This is a genomic window from Streptomyces sp. NPDC042102 (genome assembly GCF_055582305.1).
Genome location: NZ_JBVJDL010000001.1, coordinates 529,349 through 543,674 on the forward strand (window position 1 = coordinate 529,349; position 14,326 = coordinate 543,674).

Below are 14,326 nucleotides of genomic sequence, written 5' to 3' on the forward strand. Positions count from 1 at the left end.
CGCGGTGCCCTCACCGGTCCGGCACGGACGCGAGCGGCACCGTCCGGGCCTCGCGCCGGGACATCTCGCACGCCTCCGCGATCCGCAGCGCGGCCAGCGCCTCCCGGCCGTCGCACGGGTTCTCGCCCTCGCCGCGCACCAGGTGGATGAAGGCGGCCAGCTCCGCCTCGTAGGCGGGGCCGAACCGCTCCAGGAAGCCCGTCCACGGCTTGCTCGCCGGGGGCGGGCCGTGCGGCTCGGTCGACGCGATCGGCGTACGGTCGTCCAGCCCGGAGGAGACCTGGTCCAGCTCCCCGGCCAGCTCCATGCGTACGTCGTACCCCGCGCCGTTGCACCGGGTGCCCGTGCAGGTGGCCAGCGTCCCGTCGGCCAGCGTCAGCACCGCCGCCGCCGTGTCGACGTCCCCGGCCCGGCGGAACTGCGCCGGGCCCGCGTCCGAACCGGTGGCGTACACGTGGGTGACCTCCTGCCCGGTCACCCAGCGGATCATGTCGAAGTCGTGCACCAGGCAGTCGCGGAAGAGGCCGCCCGAGGTCTCCAGGTACCCGGCGGGCGGCGGCGCGGGGTCGGCGGTCATGGTCCGCACCGTGTGCAGCCGGCCCAGCGCGCCGGAGCGCACCAGCTCGCGCGCCGTGCGGTAGCCGGCGTCGAAGCGCCGCATGAAGCCCAGCTGGAGCACCCCGCCCACGGCGCTCACCTCGCGCAGCACCCGCAGGGTTCCCGCCAGGTCCACGGCCAGGGGCTTCTCGCAGAACACCGGCAGCCCCGCCCGTACCGCCCGCACCACCAGCTCCGCGTGCCCGTTCGTGGCGCACGCCACCACCACCGCGTCGACGCCCCAGGTGAACACCTGGTCCACCGACGGGGCGGCCGTCGCGCCCAGCCGGTCGGCGACCAGCGCGGCGCGCGCGGGGTCGGCGTCGGCGAGCACCAGCGACCCCGCCTGCGGGTGGCGGCTGAGCGCAGCCGCATGGAACGAGCCGATCCGGCCGGTTCCGATGAGCCCGATGCGCATGCACTCAACGTGAACCCCTACGCGACCCCTGTCAATCCGCCCGCGTCTGTCGGCGATGGCCCCGATGACCGTCACTGGGACCGCCGTGGCGGATACTGGGCGGCTGGAACCGGAATGACCGGTTTTGATTTTCTGCTCTGGGAAGGGATGGCACACCGACGTGTCTAGGGTTGGGACAGGGGCGCGCTGGGTCGGCGCCGTGCTCGCGGCGGTGCTGGGAGCCTCCCTCGTGGGGTGCAGCGCCACGGGCGGCAAGCGCGCCGAGGAGCGGGCGAAGGCCGCCGCGGCGGGCCGCCCGGCCGTGTCCACCCCGCGCTGGACCTTCGCGATGGTCACGCACGCGGGCGACGGCGACACCTTCTGGGACATCGTCCAGAAGGGCGCCAAGGAAGCCGCGGCGAAGGACAACATCAACTTCCTCTACTCCCACGACGACCAGGCTCAGCAGCAGGCCCAGTTCGTCCAGAACGCCGTCGACCAGCGCGTGGACGGCATCATCGTCAGCCTCGCCAAGCCCGAGGCCCTCAAGGACGTCCTCGGCAAGGCCGCCAAGGCGGGCATCCCGGTGATCACCGTCAACTCCGGATCCGCCCAGTCCAAGGAGTACGGCGCCCTGGCCCACATCGGGCAGGACGAGGAGATCGCGGGCGAGGCCGTCGGCACCGAGCTGACCGAGCGCGGCCGCAAGAAGGCCGTCTGCGTCCTGCACGAGCAGGGCAACGTGGGCCACGAGCAGCGCTGCGCCGGGGCGAAGAAGACCTTCGGCGGCACGATGGAGAACCTCTACGTCGAGGGCACCAACATGCCCTCCGTCCAGGCGGCCGTCCAGGCCAAGCTCCAGGCCGACCCCGCGGTCGACGCCGTCGTCACCCTCGGCGCGCCCTTCGCGCCGACCGCGATCAAGGCCAAGGAGGCGGCCGGCAGCAAGGCCGAGATCGACACCTTCGACCTCAACGAGTCCGTGGCCCGTGACCTGAAGTCCGGCGCGCTCGGCTTCGCCGTCGACCAGCAGCCGTACCTCCAGGGCTACGAGGCCGTGGACCTGCTGTGGCTCTACCGCTACAACCTCAACACGCTCGGTGGCGGCCGCCCGGTCCTGACCGGACCGCAGATCGTCACCGCCGACGAGGCGGCGAAGCTGGAGGAGTTCATCAAGCGGGTGACCCGATGAGTGCCGCCACCGCCCCCGCGGACGAGCGCCTCGCGCCGGTCTCGCCGCTGCGGCGGCTGCTGGGCCGTCCCGAGCTCGGCGCGGTCGTCGGCGCCGCCGCCGTCTTCGTCTTCTTCTCCTTCGCCGCCGACAGCTTCCTGCGGGCCGCGAGCCTGTCGACCATCCTCTACTCGGCCTCCACCATCGGGATCATGGCCGTCCCCGTCGCGCTGCTGATGATCGGCGGCGAGTTCGATCTCTCGGCCGGCGTGATGGTCACCACCTCGGCGCTGGTCAGCTCGATGTTCAGCTACCAGATGACCGCCAACGTGTGGGTGGGCGTGGCGGTGTCGCTGCTGGTCACCCTGGCCATCGGCCTCTTCAACGGCGTCATGCTCATCCGTACCAAGCTGCCCAGCTTCATCATCACGCTCGGCACCTTCCTGATGCTGACCGGCCTGAACCTCGGCTTCACCAAGCTGATCAGCGGCTCGGTCTCCACCAAGAGCATCGCCGACATGGAGGGCTTCTCCTCCGCGCGGGCCCTGTTCGCCTCGCAGTGGAACATCGGCTCGGTCACCCTGAAGGTCACCATCCTGTGGTGGCTGGGGCTGGTGCTGCTGGCCACCTGGATCCTGCTGCGCACCCGCGCCGGGAACTGGATCTTCGCGGTGGGCGGTGACGCGGACGCGGCCCGCGCGGTGGGCGTGCCGGTCGTCAGGACCCGGATCGGCCTGTACATGGGCGTCGCGCTGTGTGCCTGGATCTCCGGCCAGCACATCCTGTTCTCGTTCGACGTCGTCCAGTCCGGCGAGGGCGTCGGCAACGAGTTCCTCTACATCATCGCGGCCGTCATCGGCGGCTGTCTGATGACCGGCGGCTACGGTTCGGCCGTCGGCGCGGCCGTGGGCGCCTTCATCTTCGGCATGACCATCAACGGCATCGTGTACGCCCAGTGGAACCCCGACTGGTTCAAGTTCTTCCTCGGCGCGATGCTGCTCCTCGCGACGCTGCTGAACGCATGGGTGCGCAAGCGGGCGGAGGCCAGCAAATGACGGCCCTGGTGAAGCTGACGGACGTCAGCAAGTACTACGGCAACATCCGCGCCCTCGAAGGGGTCTCCCTGGAGGTCGACGCGGGCGAGATCACCTGTGTCCTCGGCGACAACGGCGCGGGCAAGTCCACCCTCATCAAGATCATCTCGGGGCTGCACCGGCACGACGCCGGCACCTTCGAGATCGAGGGCGAGGAGACCGTGCTGGCCAACCCCCGCGCGGCCCTCGACCGCGGGATCGCCACCGTGTACCAGGACCTCGCGGTGGTCCCGCTGATGCCGGTGTGGCGCAACTTCTTCCTCGGCTCCGAGCCCACCCGCGGCCGCGGCCCCTTCCGCCGCCTGGACGTCGATCTCATGCGCGCGACCACCCGCTCCGAGCTGCTGCGGATGGGCATCGACCTGCGCGACGTCGACCAGCCCATCGGCACCCTGTCCGGCGGCGAGCGCCAGTGCGTGGCCATCGCCCGCGCCGTGTACTTCGGCGCGAAGGTGCTCGTCCTGGACGAGCCGACCGCCGCGCTGGGCGTGAAGCAGTCCGGGGTGGTCCTCAAGTACGTCGCAGCCGCCCGCGACGCCGGGCTCGGGGTGGTCCTCATCACCCACAACCCGCACCACGCCCACCTGGTCGGCGACCGGTTCGTGCTGCTCAAGCGCGGTGCGATGGCCGGCAGCCACACCCGTGACTCGATCACCCTGGACGAGCTCACCCGCCAGATGGCGGGCGGCTCCGAGCTCGACGAGCTGAGCCACGAGCTCGCGCGGGTGGCAGAATCGGCTCCGCGGACCGACCCGCAGGCCCCCACGACCACGGACAGGGACGGCACGACTCGATGAGCACGTACCGGGACTTCACGCTCGCCCACCGGGGCTCGGCGCGAGGCACCGTCCTGCGGACCATCGGCACCCGTGAGCGCCGGTCGCACCTGACCGCCCCGCGCGTCCCGACCGTCGGCATCGACATCGGCGGCACCAAGGTGATGGCCGGCGTCGTCGACGCCGACGGCGTCATCCTGGAGAAGATCCGCACCGAGACCCCCGACAAGTCCAAGAGCCCCAAGGTGGTCGAGGACACCATCGTGGAGCTGGTCCTGGACTTGTCCGACCGGCACGACGTGCACGCGGTGGGCATCGGCGCGGCCGGCTGGGTCGACGCCGACCGCTCGCGGGTCCTCTTCGCCCCGCACCTGGCCTGGCGCGACGAGCCGCTGCGGGACGCGCTGCAGTCCCGGCTCGCGGTGCCGGTCATGGTGGACAACGATGCCAACACCGCCGCCTGGGCCGAGTGGCGCTTCGGCGCCGGCCGCGGCGAGGACCACCTGGTCATGATCACGCTCGGTACCGGCATCGGCGGCGCGATCCTGGAGGGCGGCCAGGTCAAGCGCGGCAAGTTCGGTGTCGCGGGCGAGTTCGGCCATATGCAGGTCGTGCCCGGCGGGCACCGCTGCCCCTGCGGCAACCGCGGCTGCTGGGAGCAGTACAGCTCCGGCAACGCCCTGGTCCGCGAGGCCCGCGAGCTCGCCGCCGCCGACTCCCCGGTCGCGCACGACATCATCGCCCGGGTCGGCGGGAACGTCCACGAGATCACCGGGCCGCTGATCACCGAGCTGGCCCGCGAGGGCGACGCCATGTGCGTCGAGCTGCTCCAGGACATCGGCCAGTGGCTCGGCGTCGGCATCGCCAACCTCGCCGCCGCCCTCGACCCGTCCTGCTTCGTCATCGGCGGCGGCGTCAGCGCCGCCGACGACCTGCTGATCGGCCCGGCCCGGGACGCCTTCCGGCGCCACCTCACCGGCCGCGGCTACCGGCCCGAGGCGCGGATCGCGAAGGCGCAGCTCGGCCCGGAGGCGGGTATGGTCGGGGCCGCCGACCTCGCCCGGCTCGTCGCCCGGCGCTTCCGCCGCGCCAAGCGGCGGCGCGTCGAGCGGTACGAGCGCTACGCTCAGCTGGGCCGGCGCGACACCCCCGGCCCGAAGGACCAGGAACAGCAGTGAACCCGCCCCCCACCCTGCCCCGCCAGATGTCCGCCCCCGACGAGAGCGGCAGCCGCCCGCCCGAGGACCGGCGGCGCGTCGTCCTGCGCCGCTGGCTCACCGCGATCATCATCGTGCTGCTCATCGGCGTACCGGCGGGCTACCTCGTGATCTCCGCGCAGCAGAGCCGGGAGAGCGGCCGCGACAAGGCCGCCAAGGTCGGCGCGACGCACGTGCGCCCGGGCTGGCCCTCGCGCGTGCAGCGCAGCGTGTACGAGGTGCCGATCCCGGACAAGGCGTGGCGGGTGGGGTACCTGGAGACCAACAACTGGCGCACCAGCCGGCTCTTCGTGCAGTTCGCCGTCACCCCCGAGGACCTGGACGGCTTCCTCGCCGGGTACGGCGTCCAGCGCGAGGACCTCACCCGCGGCGTGACCATCGGCCACCGCGACACCGAGACGGCCGGCTGGAACTGGAACCCGAAGAACGCCTGGTACGGCACCACCCACGACCAGACCGACCCGCGGCCCACCCAGGACATCACCGTCGACCTGTCGGACCCGGAGAAGCCGAAGGTCTACGTGGTCTCCACGGCCGTGCCGTAGACCGGGCCCACCCCCTGGGCCCACCCTCTAGCCTGGGGATCATGAAGCTCACCAAGAGGCTGCACTCCTGCGTCCAGCTGGAGAAGGACGGGCGCGTGCTCGTCATCGACCCGGGCGCCTTCAGCGAACCGGACGCGGGCCTGGGGGCCGAGGCCCTCCTCGTCACGCACGAGCACCCCGACCACTTCGACGAGGGGCGGCTGCGCGCCGCCCTGGACGCGAATCCGGCCGCCGCGCTGTGGACCCTGCGCAGCGTCGCCGAGCGGCTGGCCCCGGCCTACCCGGGCCGCGTCCACACCGTCGGCCACGGGGACACCTTCAGCGCCGCCGGATTCGAGGTCCAGGTGCACGGCGAGCTGCACGCCGTGATCCACCCCGACATCCCGCGGATCACCAATGTCGGCTATCTCGTGGACGGTTCGCTCTTCCACCCCGGCGACGCGCTGACCGTGCCGCAGGCCCCGGTGGACACCCTGATGGTTCCGGTGCACGCGCCCTGGAACAAGGTCGCCGAGGTGATCGACTACCTCCGCGAGGTCAAGCCGCGCCGGGCCATCGACATCCACGACGCCTACCTCGCGGACCTCGCCCGCCCGATCTACGACGCCGCGCTGGGCAACCTGGGCGGCACCGACCACGGGCGGCTGGCCGCGGGGGACGCCACCGACCTGTGACGGCCGGGGTCGGAGCCGACCGGGCCGGGGCGGCCGGGCCGGCCGGTGCGGGCGCCGGGTGGCTGTCGGTGCCGGGCGGTAGGTTGGGACGTATGCGTATCGCCACGTTCAACGTCAACTCGATCACCGCCCGGCTGCCCCGGCTGCTGGCCTGGCTGGAGAGCTCGGGCACGGATGTGCTCTGCGTCCAGGAGACCAAGTGCTCGGCCGAGCAGTTCCCGCACGAAGCGCTGCGCGAGCTGGGCTACGAGGCCGTGGTCAACGCCACCGGCCGGTGGAACGGGGTCGCGCTGGTCTCCCGGGTGGGCCTGGAGGACGTCGTGTCCGGCCTGCCCGGCGGCCCGGACTACGAGGGCGTGCAGGAGCCCCGCGCGATCTCGGCGACCTGCGGCGGAGTGCGCCTGTGGTCGGTCTACGTGCCCAACGGCCGGGAGGTCGAGCACGACCACTACGGCTACAAGCTGGACTGGTTCCGCGCGCTGACCACCGCCGTCGCCGAAGACGCGGCCGGCCCGCGCCCGTTCGCCGTGCTCGGCGACTTCAACGTGGCGCCCACCGACGAGGACGTCTTCGACCCGGCCGTCTTCGCGGGCCTGACCCACGTCACCCCGCCCGAGCGGGCCGCGCTGGAGGCCCTGCGCGGCGCCGGGCTGTCGGACGTCGTACCGCGCCCCCTGAAGTACGACCGCCCGTACACGTACTGGGACTACCGCCAGCTGGCCTTCCCCAAGAACCGCGGCATGCGCATCGACCTGGTCTACGGCAACGAGCCGTTCGCCAAGGCGGTCAAGGACGCGTACGTCGACCGCGAGGAGCGCAAGGGCAAGGGAGCCTCGGACCACGCGCCGGTCGTTGTCGATCTGGACGTGTGATGCGACGCTGGACTGTATGAACATCCCTTTCCTGGGCAACTGGCTGAATCGGCACGAGACCGGACAGGGGGCGGCGCTGGCGACGGCCTTCGCGGAGGATCCCGAGGGCGTGACCGAGATGTTCTCGGAGTGCGAGATGCTGCGCGTCCACGCGAGGGCGGCCGGGCTGGAACTCGACGAGAGCCCGGCGTCGTTGGAGGCCCTGGACCAGCTGATGCCACGCTGGCGGCGGGACCCGGAAGCGGTCCCGTGGCTGGGCAACGACGCGGGTTTCTACCTCGGCACGGTGATCATCCGTACCGTGCCGGGGACCGGCTGGCAGATCTGGCCGAACGGGCAGCCGGTGATCGTGCTGCCCTCCGGCCGGGAGCTGAACGTGGTGGAGTCGGGGGTGTCCTGGGCGATGACGGGGTCCCCCGAGCTCTCCCAGGCCTACGCGGAGGCCTCCGAGGGCTGACCCGGGGCCGGTCGCGGGCCCGCCGAGCCGCCATCACAGGCCGACCGCGTGGCCATCGCGGCGGATTGATACTTATGCCCTCTTTAGGCGTGTCGAGGTGAAGTGCCCTTCCCGGCTGGATAGTTTGCGCTGACTCGACACAGCTATAAGTGGGGCAGCGTATGGCCGTCGATCCGTTGATCGAGCTGCGGGACGTCAACAAGCACTACGGGCAACTGCACGTCCTCAAGGACATCAACCTCACCGTCGGCCGCGGGGAGGTGGTGGTGATCATCGGCCCCTCCGGCTCCGGGAAGTCGACCCTGTGCCGGACCATCAACCGCCTGGAGACCATCGAATCGGGCGAGATCTTCCTCGACGGCAAGCCGCTGCCCGCGGAGGGCAAGGAGCTCGCCGCCCTGCGCGCCGAGGTCGGGATGGTCTTCCAGTCCTTCAACCTCTTCGCCCACAAGACGGTCCTGGCCAACGTCTCCCTGGCGCAGGTCAAGGTCAGGAAGCGCAGGAAGGACGACGCCGACGGGCGCTCGCACCAGCTGCTGGAGCGGGTCGGGCTCGCCGACCAGGCCGCGAAGTACCCCGCCCAGCTCTCCGGCGGCCAGCAGCAGCGCGTCGCCATCGCCCGCGCGCTGGCCATGGACCCCAAGGCGCTGCTGTTCGACGAGCCCACCTCCGCCCTCGACCCGGAAATGATCAACGAGGTGCTGGAGGTCATGCAGCAGCTCGCCCGCGACGGCATGACCATGGTCGTCGTCACCCACGAGATGGGCTTCGCGCGCTCCGCCGCCAACCGCGTGGTGTTCATGGCCGACGGGCGGATCGTCGAGGACCGCAGCCCGGAGGCCTTCTTCACCGCCCCCGAGAGCGAGCGGGCCAGGGACTTCCTCTCCAAGATCCTCAAGCACTGAGGGGCGCCGCGATGACCACGACCCCCGCGCGCCCCCGCGTGGCTCCGCGCCACGTCCTGCGTCTCCTCCTGCGTCTCCTCCTGGCGGCGGCCCTGCTGCTGGCGGCCGCCGGCTGCGGCAAGGAGGGCAGCCCGCCGGTGAAGGGCCCGCAACCCGAGGACCTGCCCGTCTACCAGGTCGACCCCTCCTTCCAGCTGCCCGCCTCGCCCACCTGGGAGCGGGCCAAGCGGCGCGGCCACCTGGTGGTCGGGGTCAAGGAGGACCAGCCGTACATGGGGGAGAAGGACCCCTCCAGCGGCCGCTACTCCGGCTTCGACATCGAGATCGCCAAGATGATGTCCGCCGCGCTCGGTTTCGACCCCGAGACCATCGAGTTCAAGACCATCGCCTCGGCCAACCGCGAGACGGCCCTGCAGAACGGGCAGATCGACTACTACGTGGGCACGTACACGATCAACGACAACCGCAAGCGGCAGGTCGGCTTCGCCGGCCCCTACTTCACCGCCGGCCAGTCCCTCCTCGTGCGCAAGGACGAGACGGACATCAACGGCCCCGAGGACCTGAAGGGCAAGAAGGTCTGCTCGGCCACCGGCTCGACCCCGTACCAGCGGCTGGAGAAGGAGTACCCCGAGGCGGACCTGGTCGCCTACGACACCTACTCGGTGTGCGTGGACAACCTGCTGACCTACCAGGTGGACGCGGTCTCCACCGACAACACGATCCTCATGGGGTACGCGGCCAAGGTCCCCGAGGAGCTCAAGGTCGTCGGCACACCGTTCTCCAAGGAGCCGTACGGCATCGGCGTGCCCCGCTCGGACAACGCGCTGCGCTTCGCCCTCGACGACGCGCTCGCCGCGATCGAGAAGAACGGCGACTGGAAGAAGGCCTACGACGCCACGCTCGGCCTGTCGGGCGTTCCCGCCCCGCCGCCACCGCCCATCGACCGGTACCCGGCGAGCTAAAGGGGAGAGCGCACCGCCATGGACGTACTCATCCAGAACTTCTCCCTCTATGTGCAGGGTTTCCTCGGCACCGTCGAACTCACCGTCTACTCCTCCCTGCTCGCCCTGGTCCTCGGCTTCGTCATGGCCTCCTTCCGGGTCGCGCCCGTCGGCTCCCTGCGGGTCTTCGGCACCGTCTGGGTGACGGTTCTGCGCAACACCCCGCTGACGCTGCTCTTCTTCGCGGTCCTGCTCGGGCTGCCGCGCTTCGGCCTGGTGCTGCCCTTCGAGGTCTTCGCCGTCCTCGCGCTCGGCTGCTACACCTCCGCCTTCATCTGCGAGGCGCTGCGCTCGGGCATCAACACCGTGCCCAAGGGGCAGGGCGAGGCGGCCCGCAGCCTGGGGATGACCTTCGCGCAGACGCTGGGCACGGTGGTGCTGCCGCAGGCCTTCCGGTCCGTGATCCCGCCGATCGGCTCCACGCTGATCGCCCTGGCCAAGAACTCCGCCATCGCGGGCGCGTTCAGCGTCACCGAGCTGCTGGGGACGTACAAGACCCTCAACGAGCTGGGCTACAGCATCATCTGGACCTTCGTCTGGATCGCCGTCGGCTACCTGATCATCACCCTGTCCATCAGCGCGCTGTTCAACGTGCTGGAGAAGCGCTGGGGAGTCGCCCGATGACCGCCCACTCCCTGTACGGGGACCTGGAGTCGACCGCGCTGTACGACGTGCCCGGCCCGCGGACGCGGCGCCGGCACCTGGTCTACGGCATCGTCTCGACCGTGCTGATCCTGGCGCTGGCGGTGTGGATCGTCTATCTGCTCTTCGACACCGAGCAGTTCACGGCGGCCAAGTGGAACCCCTTCACCTACGAGGGCATCCAGGAGCTGCTGCTGCAGGGCCTGGGCAACACGCTCAAGGCGTTCGCGTACGCCTCGGTGCTCTCGCTGCTGCTCGGCGCGGTGCTCGCCACCGGCCGGCTCTCGGTGCACCGGCCGCTGCGCTGGCTGGCCACGCTGTTCGTGGAGTTCTTCCGGGCCATGCCGGTGCTGGTGATGATCTTCTTCATCTTCGTGGCGCTCAAGGCGCAGCCGCTGCCCGCGCTGGTGGCGGGCCTGACCCTGTACAACGGGTCGGTGCTGGCGGAGGTCTTCCGTACGGGCATCAACGCGGTGGACCGCGGGCAGCGCGAGGCCGCGTACGCGCTCGGCATGCGCAAGACCCAGGTGATGACCCACGTCCTCGCGCCGCAGGCGGTCCGGGCGATGCTGCCCACGATCATCAGCCAGCTGGTGGTGGCGCTGAAGGACACCTCGCTGGGCTACCTGATCACGTACGAGGAGTTCCTGCACGCGGGCAAGCTGATCGCCTCCAACCTCGACTACGACCTGCCCTTCATCCCGGTGGTGATGATCATCTCGCCGATCTACATCGGGATGTGCATGCTGCTCTCCTGGTTCGCCACCTGGGTGGCCAGGCGCGAGCGCCGCAGCGTGAAGACCAGGGCGGTCGAGGTCGCTCCTGCCGAACCCGCGTCGCTGCTGCCGGGCCAGGGCGGGCCGGGATGAGCCAGCCCCGTCCGGCAGCAGTCGGTGATCACTGCTCGCGCAAGGGGACCGAGAGGTACGAGGGATCGGTCTTCGGCGAGGAGAAGGTCAGCTGCGCGCCGGTGGGGTTGTGCTCGATGTACAGCGGGTCGACGGTGTCGATCACCAGCGCCAGCCGGTGGCCCGCGGGCACGTCGTAGGCGGTGGAGAAGAGCTCCAGGTCCACCGCGAAGGGCTGGCCGGGGGCCTTGCCGTGGAAGGTGTACGGGGCGTTGCTGACGAGTTTGCCGATGCCGAGCGGGCCGACGTCGTAGAGGTAGGCGACGAAGGTGCCGTCGGACTTCGTGGGCGTGACCGTGGTGTGCAGCCTGGCGGTGCCGCGCACCCGCCGGTCCTCGGCGTAGCGCCCGGACTGCCACACAGCGGCGAAGGAGCGGGGGAGCAGCGGGATGGAGGCGGTGGGCGGCGCCTTGACGAACTGGTCCAGGACGCTGGAGAGGAACAGGACGCCGCCGTTGGCGCCGGAGTCGACGCCCGCGAAGACGTGCTCGGAATCGCCCAGTTCCAGGCGCTCGGTGCCCGCCGCGCCCACCGACTTCCAGTCGGCGTAGCCCTCGTAGCCCCCGGTGCTGCGGGACTTGATCTGGACCGGCCGCTCGCGGTCGATGCCGTTGTCGGTGCCCTTGAGGTAGCGGTCGAACCAGCGGTGCGCGCTGGTCCAGGTGTCGTTGGGCAGTCCCAGCAGCCCGGTGGCCTCGGCGGTGGCGTGGTCGCCGGGGCGGAACTCCAGCCGCTTGGGCCCGGTCAGCCGCTCGTAGAACGCGGCGTACTGGTTCGGCGGGAAGATGGTGTCGCCCCAGGCGTTGCCCAGCATGACGGCGGCGCCGCCCGCGTTGATGCGTTCGACCTGGGCGGCGGGGGACCGCTTCCGCCCCCACTCGATCATGTCCGCCTCCCTGGCCAGGTTCGAGCCGAGGAAGTCCCCGAGGATCTGCTGGAGTTCGGGGCCGGGGCGGCCGGTGAGGTAGCCGGCGGCGCCCAGCATGCCGGCGGCCTGGAGGTGCTGGGTGCGGCCGGAGTAGATGGACTCGATCAGGTCGGCCCAGCCGCTGAGGGCGACCACGGCCTTGATGCGGCTGTCGTATGCGGAGGCCAGCAGGCTGATGCCCGCGCCGTAGCTGACGCCGCCGACCCCGACGCGCGCGGCGTCGGCGGGGGTGCGGGCGAGGGCCCAGTCGATGACGGCGGAGACGTCGGCGATGTCGGGCGGGCCCGCGACCTCGATCTGCCCGCCGGAGAGCCAGAAGCCGCGGGAGGTGTAACTGACCACGACGTAGCCGGAGTCGGCGAGTTTTCTGGCCTGCGCGATGTATTCGATCTGGGGCATGCCCCAGCTGGTCGGCAGAACGATCAGCGGGTACGTCCGGCCGGGCTGGGCGCCGGCCGGTGTGAAGACGTTGCCCTTGAGGGTGATCCCGCCGGAGCCCGGGATGTCGTGGAAGGTGACCGCCGGCGAACCGGTGGCGGCGGCTGCCGGGACGGCCGGCGTCGCCGCCTGGGCCTGGTGGGGGGCCAGGCCCAGCGCGGCGACGGTCAGCACGGCCGCCACGGCAGCGGCGGTGGTGGTGCGGTCCATCAATCGCTCCTCGTGTGCGCCGGGTTGTCAAAGTGACCCGACGGTAACGGGAGCGGATTACTGAAGGTAACCCATCGGTAAGTTACGCGGTGGTAACGATTGGCCGAACGGAGGCCGTGCGTATCAGCCGTTCTGCGGGGTGCCGCCGAGTGCGCTCTTCGCCTTCCACTGCTCCCAGGTCAGGTTCCACTCGCCGTAGCCGTTGCCGATCTCGGCCTGGCCCTTGGAACCGTCGCCGGTCACCTCCACCAGGTCACCGACCTGCGCCTCGGCGAACAGGTCCTTGGCGTCGGCGTCGCTCATGCCCACGCAGCCCGAGCTGGTGTTGGCGCGGCCGAAGACGCCCGCGTTCCAGGGCGCGGCGTGGATGTACATGCCCGACCAGGTCACCCGCATCGAGTAGTCGACCATCTTGTCGTAGGAGTCGCCCAGGCCCACCGTCTGGGAGTCCATCCGGATGGTGCCCTCCTTGGTCATCAGCACCATCTTCCCGGACCAGGAGGCCTTCTTCCCGCCCGGCGTGCCCGCCGAGACGGGGATCGTCTTCACCGCCTTGCCGTCCTCGGTCACCGTCATCTTCTTGGTGTCGAGGTCGACCGTCATCCGACGGTCCTTCCCGATCTTGAACTCGGTGTTGTAGTCCCGGACGAAGTACCCGCCGCCGGCACCGGAGTCGACACCGTTGAGGTTCATCTGCACCTTCACCTCGGTGCCGGACTTCCAGTACTCCTTGGGCCGCCAGTCCACCCGGTCCGCGCCGGTGTAGTCCTTGAACCAGCCCCACGAGCCCTCGGTGCCGTTCGAGGTGGTGACCTTGAGCTGCTTCTCCACCTCGGCCTTGTTCTTCACCGGGTTGTCGAACACCAGCGAGACCGGCTGGGCGATGCCCACCGTCCCGCCGCTGGCCTTGCCCGGGACGATGGTGACCTTGTTCACCTTGTCGGCCGCGGTGGTCTTGAACTGGGCCGTGGCGCTCTGGCTGTCGGTGTTCTGCGCCTCGACCTTGTAGTCCGTGCCCGGGGCGGCGTTGCGCTCGGAGGTCCACGTCCTCCCGTCGGCGGCTATCTGGCCCGGCAGTTCGCCGCCCTTGCCGTCGACCACCTTGACCAGCGAGAACTTCCCCTCGGCCAGTGACACCTTCACCGGCTCGCCCGCCTTGACCTGTTCCCCCGTCAGGTTCACGGAGATGGCCATGTCCTTCTTCTTCGTCTCGCCCTTGTCGTCACCCGACCCGCCGGACCCGCCGGAACACGAGGCGGTCAGGGCGGCGACCAGGAGTGCGGCCCCCGCGACGGCGGCCTGGCGTGCGGTACGGCGTGTGCGGCTCAACGAAAACCCCTCCGAAGCAATGATGTTCCGCAAAGAAGGATGCGGACGCCCCGACTTTAGGTTGCCCATTCCTCGGAAAATATCGGCACATTCGGTTGTGACATGGACCGCAGCAAAACGGTCATCGTCCGGTCACAATCGCCGCGCACACCGGTCACGGGCGGC

Annotated in this window: 15 protein-coding genes; 12 read left to right on the plus strand and 3 right to left on the minus strand. The window is 70.6% G+C overall.

Features of this window, described 5'->3' with window-relative positions:
• Window positions 1–10: 10 nt before the first annotated feature.
• A complete protein-coding gene (locus tag ACZ6KO_RS02155; protein ID WP_469298866.1) occupies window positions 11–1,015 on the minus strand; it encodes a Gfo/Idh/MocA family protein in 1,005 nt (334 codons plus the stop codon).
• A 160-nt stretch (window positions 1,016–1,175) separates the two neighbouring features.
• On the opposite strand from ACZ6KO_RS02155, the gene ACZ6KO_RS02160 reads away from it, so the two are divergent.
• The 12 genes from ACZ6KO_RS02160 (at window position 1,176) to ACZ6KO_RS02215 (ending at window position 11,217) form a co-directional block, all read left to right on the plus strand.
• The gene (locus ACZ6KO_RS02160) at window positions 1,176–2,186 is read left to right on the plus strand and encodes a sugar ABC transporter substrate-binding protein (RefSeq protein WP_469298868.1); all 1,011 of its coding nucleotides are present in this window, start codon (window positions 1,176–1,178) and stop codon (window positions 2,184–2,186) included.
• The gene (locus tag ACZ6KO_RS02165) at window positions 2,183–3,220 is read left to right on the plus strand and encodes an ABC transporter permease (RefSeq protein WP_469298870.1); all 1,038 of its coding nucleotides are present in this window, start codon (window positions 2,183–2,185) and stop codon (window positions 3,218–3,220) included. The genes ACZ6KO_RS02160 and ACZ6KO_RS02165 overlap by 4 nt, the downstream gene beginning before the upstream one ends.
• The gene (locus tag ACZ6KO_RS02170) at window positions 3,217–4,056 is read left to right on the plus strand and encodes an ATP-binding cassette domain-containing protein (protein ID WP_469298872.1); all 840 of its coding nucleotides are present in this window, start codon (window positions 3,217–3,219) and stop codon (window positions 4,054–4,056) included. Before ACZ6KO_RS02165 ends, ACZ6KO_RS02170 begins: the two co-directional genes overlap by 4 nt.
• Window positions 4,053–5,213 carry an ROK family glucokinase gene (locus ACZ6KO_RS02175; RefSeq protein ID WP_401449771.1) on the plus strand — a complete coding sequence of 387 codons (1,161 nt, stop codon included), beginning with the start codon at window positions 4,053–4,055 and terminating at the stop codon, window positions 5,211–5,213. Before ACZ6KO_RS02170 ends, ACZ6KO_RS02175 begins: the two co-directional genes overlap by 4 nt.
• Window positions 5,214–5,239: 26 nt before the next feature.
• Window positions 5,240–5,797 carry a hypothetical protein gene (locus ACZ6KO_RS02180; protein ID WP_469301467.1) on the plus strand — a complete coding sequence of 186 codons (558 nt, stop codon included), beginning with the start codon at window positions 5,240–5,242 and terminating at the stop codon, window positions 5,795–5,797.
• A 41-nt stretch (window positions 5,798–5,838) separates the two neighbouring features.
• A complete protein-coding gene (locus ACZ6KO_RS02185; RefSeq protein ID WP_401449773.1) occupies window positions 5,839–6,471 on the plus strand; it encodes an MBL fold metallo-hydrolase in 633 nt (210 codons plus the stop codon).
• Between the two features lie 92 nt (window positions 6,472–6,563).
• On the plus strand, window positions 6,564–7,343 hold the full coding sequence (locus tag ACZ6KO_RS02190) for an exodeoxyribonuclease III (RefSeq protein ID WP_469298875.1): 780 nt from the start codon (window positions 6,564–6,566) through the stop codon (window positions 7,341–7,343).
• Window positions 7,344–7,359: 16 nt separating this feature from the next.
• Window positions 7,360–7,800: a DUF6278 family protein gene (locus ACZ6KO_RS02195; RefSeq protein WP_401449778.1), complete on the plus strand. Its 441-nt coding sequence runs from the start codon at window positions 7,360–7,362 to the stop codon at window positions 7,798–7,800.
• 161 nt (window positions 7,801–7,961) lie between these two features.
• On the plus strand, window positions 7,962–8,705 hold the full coding sequence (locus tag ACZ6KO_RS02200; protein ID WP_469301470.1) for an amino acid ABC transporter ATP-binding protein: 744 nt from the start codon (window positions 7,962–7,964) through the stop codon (window positions 8,703–8,705).
• Between the two features lie 11 nt (window positions 8,706–8,716).
• A complete protein-coding gene (locus ACZ6KO_RS02205; protein ID WP_469298878.1) occupies window positions 8,717–9,667 on the plus strand; it encodes a glutamate ABC transporter substrate-binding protein in 951 nt (316 codons plus the stop codon).
• Between the two features lie 18 nt (window positions 9,668–9,685).
• Window positions 9,686–10,330 carry an amino acid ABC transporter permease gene (locus tag ACZ6KO_RS02210; RefSeq protein ID WP_469298880.1) on the plus strand — a complete coding sequence of 215 codons (645 nt, stop codon included), beginning with the start codon at window positions 9,686–9,688 and terminating at the stop codon, window positions 10,328–10,330.
• On the plus strand, window positions 10,327–11,217 hold the full coding sequence (locus ACZ6KO_RS02215) for an amino acid ABC transporter permease (RefSeq protein ID WP_469298882.1): 891 nt from the start codon (window positions 10,327–10,329) through the stop codon (window positions 11,215–11,217). Before ACZ6KO_RS02210 ends, ACZ6KO_RS02215 begins: the two co-directional genes overlap by 4 nt.
• A 28-nt stretch (window positions 11,218–11,245) precedes the next feature.
• Here the strand turns inward: ACZ6KO_RS02215 and ACZ6KO_RS02220 are convergent, their stop codons facing one another.
• Both ACZ6KO_RS02220 and ACZ6KO_RS02225 read right to left on the minus strand, forming a co-directional pair.
• Entirely contained in the window at window positions 11,246–12,832 is a 1,587-nt protein-coding gene (locus tag ACZ6KO_RS02220) for a CocE/NonD family hydrolase (protein WP_469298884.1), read from the minus strand.
• A gap of 123 nt (window positions 12,833–12,955) precedes the next feature.
• Window positions 12,956–14,161, minus strand: a complete 1,206-nt coding sequence (locus ACZ6KO_RS02225) for a L,D-transpeptidase (RefSeq protein WP_469298886.1) — start codon at window positions 14,159–14,161, stop codon at window positions 12,956–12,958.
• Between the last annotated feature and the right edge of the window lie 165 nt (window positions 14,162–14,326).

Coding starts and splice junctions, on each gene's coding strand:
- ACZ6KO_RS02200 (WP_469301470.1), top strand. CDS start 7,962: ATGGCCGTCGATCCGTTGATCGAGCTGCGGGACGTCAACAAGCACTAC.
- ACZ6KO_RS02220 (WP_469298884.1), bottom strand. CDS start 12,832: ATGGACCGCACCACCACCGCCGCTGCCGTGGCGGCCGTGCTGACCGTC.
- ACZ6KO_RS02170 (WP_469298872.1), top strand. CDS start 3,217: ATGACGGCCCTGGTGAAGCTGACGGACGTCAGCAAGTACTACGGCAAC.
- ACZ6KO_RS02210 (WP_469298880.1), top strand. CDS start 9,686: ATGGACGTACTCATCCAGAACTTCTCCCTCTATGTGCAGGGTTTCCTC.
- ACZ6KO_RS02195 (WP_401449778.1), top strand. CDS start 7,360: ATGAACATCCCTTTCCTGGGCAACTGGCTGAATCGGCACGAGACCGGA.
- ACZ6KO_RS02185 (WP_401449773.1), top strand. CDS start 5,839: ATGAAGCTCACCAAGAGGCTGCACTCCTGCGTCCAGCTGGAGAAGGAC.
- ACZ6KO_RS02165 (WP_469298870.1), top strand. CDS start 2,183: ATGAGTGCCGCCACCGCCCCCGCGGACGAGCGCCTCGCGCCGGTCTCG.
- ACZ6KO_RS02175 (WP_401449771.1), top strand. CDS start 4,053: ATGAGCACGTACCGGGACTTCACGCTCGCCCACCGGGGCTCGGCGCGA.
- ACZ6KO_RS02215 (WP_469298882.1), top strand. CDS start 10,327: ATGACCGCCCACTCCCTGTACGGGGACCTGGAGTCGACCGCGCTGTAC.
- ACZ6KO_RS02190 (WP_469298875.1), top strand. CDS start 6,564: ATGCGTATCGCCACGTTCAACGTCAACTCGATCACCGCCCGGCTGCCC.
- ACZ6KO_RS02180 (WP_469301467.1), top strand. CDS start 5,240: ATGTCCGCCCCCGACGAGAGCGGCAGCCGCCCGCCCGAGGACCGGCGG.
- ACZ6KO_RS02155 (WP_469298866.1), bottom strand. CDS start 1,015: ATGCGCATCGGGCTCATCGGAACCGGCCGGATCGGCTCGTTCCATGCG.
- ACZ6KO_RS02205 (WP_469298878.1), top strand. CDS start 8,717: ATGACCACGACCCCCGCGCGCCCCCGCGTGGCTCCGCGCCACGTCCTG.